This window comes from Phyllobacterium sp. (assembly GCF_037994425.1).
GTDB lineage: Bacteria > Pseudomonadota > Alphaproteobacteria > Rhizobiales > Rhizobiaceae > Phyllobacterium.
This window is the reverse complement of the sequence record NZ_JBBNAM010000215.1, coordinates 20,269-27,257: the sequence shown is the minus strand read 5'-3', so window position 1 is coordinate 27,257 and position 6,989 is coordinate 20,269. Positions and strand designations below refer to the sequence as shown.

Here is a 6,989-nt window from a genome sequence, read left to right as displayed (position 1 = left end):
TCAAGGCGGCGACCTTCGCCTCGCGGCCGAGGATGGGCTCCCTGACTTCGCCCGTGAGCGTCTGTCCGTCATCGATCAATATGTTCGCGCTATTCTCATGGAAGCCGATCATGTCGGCAATACGCTGCGTGAAAACCGTGAATCCGCCAGAGACGAGGGCGGTGTAGGCCCCGAACTTCTTCATTGTCCGCACCAGTTCGGGCCCGCCCGGCATAAGGGTGATACGGCTGGCGATGACCTTATCGATGACACTGTAGGGCAGCCCTTTCAGCAGTGATACGCGTTCACGCAAGGCGGGCTCAAAGGCGATTTCTCCATTCATTGCCCTTGCGGTGATCGCGGCAACCTTGTCGCGCAGGCCTGCCTCCTCGGCAAGTTCGTCGATACATTCCTGCTGGATCATGGTGGAATCCATGTCGGCGATCAGGATCTTCTTTCTTCTCGTGTCCTGGTCCTGCACAACGATGTCAACCGGAACTCCGCCAAGGGCAGCCTCAAGTCTGGCATGGGCTTCTGCCGGATCGGTGCCATCCTTCAAGGAAATGTCGCAGGCAATTCCATCCGCCAGCCAGTAAAGACCTGTTGCATTGACCGCCGCCGAGGCTTTAATCCCGAGCGAAGGCGAAAGGCCCGCCGCGGCGGGATTGGCAATGAGGGTGGCCATCAAAGGCATGGGACAGTTTCCGATCGGGCGGTTGATGTGACAAGACAGACGATCCTGATAGCCGGACCGACGGCAAGCGGCAAGTCGGCGCTGGCGCTTCGCATGGCGAAGGAAATGGGCGGGGTGATCGTCAATGCCGATTCCATGCAGGTCTACGACATATTGAACCTTCTGACGGCACGTCCCGCCGCCGACGATCTTAAGGTCGTGCCGCATTATCTTTACGGCCATGTCCCGCCAGCGCTCGCCTATTCGACCGGCGGCTGGTTCGCCGATGTCGAGCAACTCCTGGGCCGGCAGGAAATATCACAGATGCCGATCGTATTCGTTGGAGGTACGGGTCTCTATTTTCGTGCGCTGCTGGGTGGGCTTTCCGCCATGCCGGAAATCCCTGCAGAAATTCGGGCGTATTGGCGCCGCCAGGACGCAGAGCACGGCGCAGCCCAATTACATGCGATCCTTACCGAAAAGGATCCGCTGGCGGCGGCGACGCTCCGGCCCTCCGACAGTCAGCGGATTGTGCGGGCCCTTGAAGTCTTCGCCGCATCGGGTCGGTCGATCATCGACTGGCAAAAGGAGACTGGGCGGTCGCTGATCGATCCCGGCGCTACCCGAAAGATCGTCATCGATCCTGACCGGGCGTGGCTCGGCGAGCGCATTGCATTGCGCTTCAGAACGATGATGACATCCGGGGCTGTCCAAGAGGTCGCAGAACTGCTTTCGCTGAACCTGCCGAGCGAACTGCCGGCAATGCGGGCAATCGGCGTCAAGGAAATTGCCGACGTCATCGAGGGCCGGTCGAGCGTCGAGGAAGCTGCCAATCGTGCCATCATCGCCACACGGCAATATGCCAAGCGGCAAATGACCTGGTTTCGCAACCAACTTGGCGACGATTGGGAAAGATTGGCTTACCCTGATTGATCAGGGCTTGTCGGTGCGAAAGGTACGGATGAGATCACTTGCGCGGAAGCGCTCGCTACTCTCCTGCTGTGGCTTAGATGCCTCGTCATTGCGCATCGCGGCGTCGAGGGTCCGCCATTGGGCTCGCACGGGATCTGGAGGCAGCGGGGGCTGGGGACGCAATGCGGGATATGACGGGGGTGAGCCCTGCGCCACCAGGTCATCGAAGCCGTCTTCGTCGCCCAGATTGTTTTCGGCCGCATTGAGCTGCCGCATACGAGTGAGGATCATGTCGAGCGAGACGTGCGCATCACCGAGCCGGGAGGATTGCTGCGTCCTTGCCATATGCGCGGCCGGCAGTTGTTCCGGCGCGATCGTCTCGAACATCATGCGCATGGGTGTCGGTACTGCCTCACCAAAGGCTATGGCCTCGCGATTGGCGATGGATGAGAGAAACCCGATCGTGCTTTGTGATGCGCCGGTAATGGCGCCGCGAATGATTTCCTGGTCGCGCTCATTGCCGAGGCGCATGGCAAAAACCGTGCTGCATTGTGAGAGGATGGTGGGGTCGAGTTCGCCCGGGCGCTGGGTAATGACAGCAAGATAGACACCGTACTTGCGGCCTTCCTTGGCAATGCGGGCGACGGCCTGGCGGGTCGGCCAGAAGCCGCCGTTGGGATCGGCCGGAATATAGCGGTGCGCCTCCTCGCAGACGACGAGGGTCTGGATCCGCCCATCGCTCGAAAGCGCTAGGTCGAAGGCCAGGCGGCACAGAACCGACGCCACCGAGTTGACGACTTCGGACGGAAGACCGGCCAACTGGAAGACGCAGATCGGTCGGTCATTCTTCGGTATGCGGAAGATGTGGCCGATGGTCTGGCGCATGGTGTCCATCGTCGTCGGCGCCGAGAACATGAAACGATAGCGCGGATCGGCGACGAGCGCCTGCAAACGCTGCTTGAGCGCCTTCAACGTCGGGCGATCGGGCTTTCCGTCCAGCTGGCCGATCCGTTCATCGATAAGCTTGATCAGATCCGCGATCCGGTATGTCGAGGGCGTGTCCGCTGTCATGGACGAGTAATCGCGGTCCTTTTTCAGAAGTGATGCACTGCTTGCCCCTTCGGCGCTGGCAAACCGTTCCTTTGCAAGCGGGATCAGGTCACGCAAGATGTCGACTTCCGCAGCCACTGATGGTCGCCCACGGAAGACCGCTTCCGCGAATTCGTCCAGCCGGAACAGCCAGTAGGGCAGGTCGAATGTCGTGTAGTCGATGGAAATCGCGTGCTCGGGAAACGCGCTCGAAAATTCATTGTGTGGATCGAGGATGAGCACGCGCAGGTCGGGGCGCTGGCCGATGATCTTGCGAAGGAGCAACGAGACCGCGCTCGACTTGCCGACGCCGGTGCTGCCGAGCACGGCGAAATGCCGCGAAACCAGGCTGTCGATGGAGATCAGGGCGGGGATGTCGGCATTTTGCGACAGGTGGCCAACGGACACCGTGTTTTTCAATGTCGCCTTATAGATCGCTGCGAGGTCGTCCGAACGAATGCGATGCGCCACAGCCCCCATATAGGGATAAGTCGCGATGCCGGATGAAAATCGCAGCGTACCGTCACCGAGCGTATCGACCTGACCGACGAGCTCGACGTGAACGTGAATGCTCTGATCCTCACCCTGCTCCCAATGGGCGTTCGGAAGATCCACCTTGTAGACAAGGCCGACGACGCGGCTTTGTGCGACCTGAATCGAGATGAGCTGGCCAACAGTCCAGTAGTCGTCCGAAGCGGTGACCGATGGTCCCGATTTCGCATGAATGATCGCCTTTTCGCCGTTACATTCGATGACATGGCCATCTGTTCGGTTGCGAAGGAAGGGGCGGGGCTGTTGAGACGGCAATGCTTCTGAGCTCATTGGCGGTGTTCAATCCTGGTCGATGAGGAAACCACTATGGTCGTCGTTCGAACAACCTTAGGCTGAGAGGCATTGAGATACTGTTAGTCCGGTTGTTCGCATTTGAGCGATATCCTTATACGGTCGCCACTTATCGACGCTCATTCGTCGAACCGCTGCATTTTTGCCGTTGACGGATGGAAAATGCCAAATTATCGTCCGCGACCATGAAAACAGTTCTTATCGTCGTGGGATCGCGCATGGGCAGGGTGTTGTAAGCACCCGGCGAAAGCTCCCATGCGCGAAACACAGGCTCCTTCGGGGGCCTTTTTTATTACCAGCATCTCAGTTAAACGAAATGATCTTCTGAAGGGCCGAGGGCCACAGGATTGAACGGGAAGAGACCGATGACCGCAGAAAAGCAGGATAGTGACAGCCACGCATCGCAACGACGTGAAATGACCGGCGCCGAAATGGTCGTCCAGGCGCTTATCGACCAGGGCGTGAAAGACATCTTTGGTTATCCGGGCGGTGCTGTCCTTCCGATCTATGATGAGCTCTTCCAGCAGGACAAGATCAATCACATCCTCGTCCGCCACGAGCAGGGCGCGGGCCATGCAGCAGAGGGCTACGCGCGCTCGACCGGCCAGGTCGGCGTAATGCTGGTTACTTCAGGTCCCGGAGCGACCAATGCGGTTACGCCGCTGCAGGATGCACTGATGGACTCGATTCCGCTCGTCTGCATCAGCGGACAGGTTCCAACCAGCCTGATCGGCTCCGACGCTTTCCAGGAGTGCGATACGGTCGGCATCACACGCCCCTGCACCAAGCACAATTGGCTGGTCAAGGATGTCAACGACCTTGCGCGGGTCCTTCACGAAGCCTTCCATGTTGCAAAGACGGGTCGCCCTGGGCCCGTTCTCGTCGATATCCCGAAGGACGTGCAGTTCGCGACCGGCATGTATACGCCGCCGGAAACCGCGCCACGCACGAGCTACCACCCGAAGGTGCAAGGCGATATCGAGGCGATCAAGCAAGCGGTTTCGCTGCTCGCTTCCGCCAAGCGTCCGGTCATCTATTCGGGCGGCGGCGTCGTCAATTCCGGCAATGACGCGAGCAAGCTGCTGCGCGAACTGGTGGAGATCACCAATTTCCCGATTACGTCGACGCTGATGGGCCTCGGTGCTTATCCGGCATCGGGCAAGAACTGGCTCGGCATGCTCGGCATGCACGGCACCTACGAAGCCAATATGGTCATGCATGATTGCGACGTCATGCTGAACATCGGCGCGCGCTTCGACGACCGCATCACCGGCAGGCTCAATGCGTTCTCGCCCAATTCGAAGAAGATCCACATTGATATCGATCCGTCTTCGATCAACAAGTCGGTACGCGTCGACATCCCGATCATCGGCGATGTCGCTAACGTTCTCGAAGACATGGTGCGTCTGATGCGCGCTTCCTCGGTCCAGCCAGAGAAGAAGGCTATCGGCGAATGGTGGTCGCAGATCGACAAATGGCGCGCGCGCAAGTCCTTGTCCTATACGCGCAACAAGGATGTGATCAAGCCGCAGCATGCGCTGGAGCGCCTCTATGCGCTGACCAAGGATCACGACACGTACATTACGACCGAAGTCGGCCAGCACCAGATGTGGGCGGCGCAATTCTATGGCTTCGAAAAGCCCAACCGCTGGATGACTTCAGGCGGGCTCGGTACGATGGGTTATGGGCTCCCCGCAGCATTGGGCGTGCAGATCGCGCATCCGAATTCGCTGGTCATCGACATTGCCGGCGATGCATCCGTTCAGATGACGATGCAGGAAATGAGCGCGGCGGTTCAGTACAATGCGCCGATCAAGATCTTCATCCTGAACAACCAGTATATGGGCATGGTCCGGCAATGGCAGCAGTTGCTGCATGGCAATCGCCTGTCGCATTCCTATACGGAGGCCTTGCCCGATTTCGTCAAGCTGGCCGAAGCCTATGGCGGACATGGAATACGCTGCGAGAAGCCCGGCGACCTCGACGATGCTATTCAGGAAATGATCGATGTGAAAAAGCCGGTCCTCTTTGATTGCCGCGTCGCCAATCTCGCCAACTGCTTCCCGATGATCCCGTCGGGCAAGGCGCATAATGAAATGCTTCTGCCCGATGAAGCGACGGACGAAGCGGTCGCCAATGCCATCGATGCCAAGGGCAGGCAGCTCGTCTAATCAAACCGGAGAAGGAAATATCATGAACGCTCAAAACCTTGCCTCCGGCTCGGCATATTTCATCGCCAAGGAGACGGAGCTACCGGTCACCACGGTCCTGTCGGTACTTGTCGACAACGAGCCCGGCGTCCTTGCCCGGGTTATCGGCCTGTTCTCGGGACGCGGCTACAATATTGAAAGCCTTACCGTTTCGGAAACGGAACACGAACAGCACCTGTCTCGCATCACCGTAGTGACGCGCGGTACGCCGCACGTCCTCGATCAGATTCGCCATCAGCTCGAACGGATTGTACCGGTGCACCGCGTTGTCGACCTGTCCGTGAGAGCGGGCGAACTCGGGCATGACAAGCCGATCCAGCGCGAACTGGCTCTGGTCAAGGTCGCCGGTTTTGGCGACAATCGTAACGAGGCACTGCGCCTTGCTGAAGCCTTCCACGCAAAGGTGGTGGACGCTACCGTCGAGCACTTCATCTTCGAGATCACCGGCAAGGGCTCGAAGCTCGACCAGTTCATTGCAATCATGAAGCCGATTGGCCTCGTCGAGATCTGCCGCACGGGCGTCGCCGCGATGAATCGCGGCCCGCAAGGCATGTAAGGGCGACGAACGGGCTCCTCATATCGGGGATACGCAATTGTATCCCTGACAAGATGTGGCGTTGAGCTGGAGGCCATCCAGCTCTAGCCTGCCGCCAACTCCATCCTGTCTGGTATGACAATGACCCTCGAGATTTTCCTGACGTTGCTTGTCATTGCGTTTGTAACCTCCATTACCCCAGGGCCGAACAACCTCATGCTTCTCGCATCGGGCGTGAATTTCGGTTTCAAGCGAACCATCCCGCACATGTTCGGCATTGGCAGCGGTTTTTTCACTCTGCTCCTCGCGGTGGGACTGGGGCTGGGTGAGCTCATTCAGAACTTTCCACTGGCGTACACCGTGCTCAAGTTCGCGGGCGGCGCCTATCTCGTCTACCTCGCCTATAAGATAGCGACGTCGCGCTCGCTTGGCCCGGTCGACGGCAATACGCGGCCGATGACATTTCTCGAAGCTGCTGCGTTTCAGTGGATCAACCCGAAGGCATGGGTGATGGCCGTCACGGCAATGGCGACATACACCTCGGCGGACGCCTATTTGGCGACGGTTCTCATCGTTGGCACTGCCTTTGCCATCGTCAACATACCCTCGGTTTCGAGCTGGGCAGCGTTCGGTCAGATGATGCGTGGCTGGCTCGCTGATCCGATGCGGCTCAAATGGTTCAACATCACCATGGCCGTCCTCCTCATAGCCAGCCTCTGGCCGATGCTCAAGTGAGCTTGCATCGGGG

Annotated in this window: 6 protein-coding genes; 4 read left to right on the top strand and 2 right to left on the bottom strand. The window is 58.9% G+C overall.

The genetic code is table 11. The annotated features are described in order from the left end of the window. A partial coding sequence (locus AAAB35_RS15095; RefSeq protein WP_340669099.1) for an HAD-IB family phosphatase occupies positions 1 to 673 on the bottom strand: 673 nt, incomplete at its 3' end. Positions 674 to 700: 27 nt separating this feature from the next. Here AAAB35_RS15095 and miaA point away from each other — a divergent pair. Continuing rightward, positions 701 to 1,585 (top strand): tRNA (adenosine(37)-N6)-dimethylallyltransferase MiaA, encoded by an 885-nt coding sequence (miaA, locus tag AAAB35_RS15090; RefSeq protein WP_340669098.1) that lies wholly within the window; start codon positions 701 to 703, stop codon positions 1,583 to 1,585. Here the strand turns inward: miaA and AAAB35_RS15085 are convergent, their stop codons facing one another. Next, entirely contained in the window at positions 1,586 to 3,475 is a 1,890-nt protein-coding gene (locus AAAB35_RS15085; RefSeq protein WP_340669097.1) for a DUF87 domain-containing protein, read from the bottom strand. A gap of 386 nt (positions 3,476 to 3,861) precedes the next feature. Between AAAB35_RS15085 and AAAB35_RS15080 the strand changes: the two genes are divergently transcribed. From AAAB35_RS15080 to AAAB35_RS15070, 3 genes are all read left to right on the top strand, one after another. After that, positions 3,862 to 5,667: an acetolactate synthase 3 large subunit gene (locus AAAB35_RS15080; protein ID WP_340669096.1), complete on the top strand. Its 1,806-nt coding sequence runs from the start codon at positions 3,862 to 3,864 to the stop codon at positions 5,665 to 5,667. A gap of 22 nt (positions 5,668 to 5,689) precedes the next feature. Then, positions 5,690 to 6,262 carry an acetolactate synthase small subunit gene (gene ilvN / locus AAAB35_RS15075; protein WP_340669095.1) on the top strand — a complete coding sequence of 191 codons (573 nt, stop codon included), beginning with the start codon at positions 5,690 to 5,692 and terminating at the stop codon, positions 6,260 to 6,262. Positions 6,263 to 6,382: 120 nt separating this feature from the next. Next, on the top strand, positions 6,383 to 6,976 hold the full coding sequence (locus tag AAAB35_RS15070) for a LysE family translocator (RefSeq protein WP_340669094.1): 594 nt from the start codon (positions 6,383 to 6,385) through the stop codon (positions 6,974 to 6,976). Positions 6,977 to 6,989 lie beyond the last annotated feature (13 nt).

Coding starts and splice junctions, on each gene's coding strand:
- ilvN (WP_340669095.1), top strand. CDS start 5,690: ATGAACGCTCAAAACCTTGCCTCCGGCTCGGCATATTTCATCGCCAAG.
- AAAB35_RS15080 (WP_340669096.1), top strand. CDS start 3,862: ATGACCGCAGAAAAGCAGGATAGTGACAGCCACGCATCGCAACGACGT.
- AAAB35_RS15085 (WP_340669097.1), bottom strand. CDS start 3,475: ATGAGCTCAGAAGCATTGCCGTCTCAACAGCCCCGCCCCTTCCTTCGC.
- AAAB35_RS15070 (WP_340669094.1), top strand. CDS start 6,383: ATGACCCTCGAGATTTTCCTGACGTTGCTTGTCATTGCGTTTGTAACC.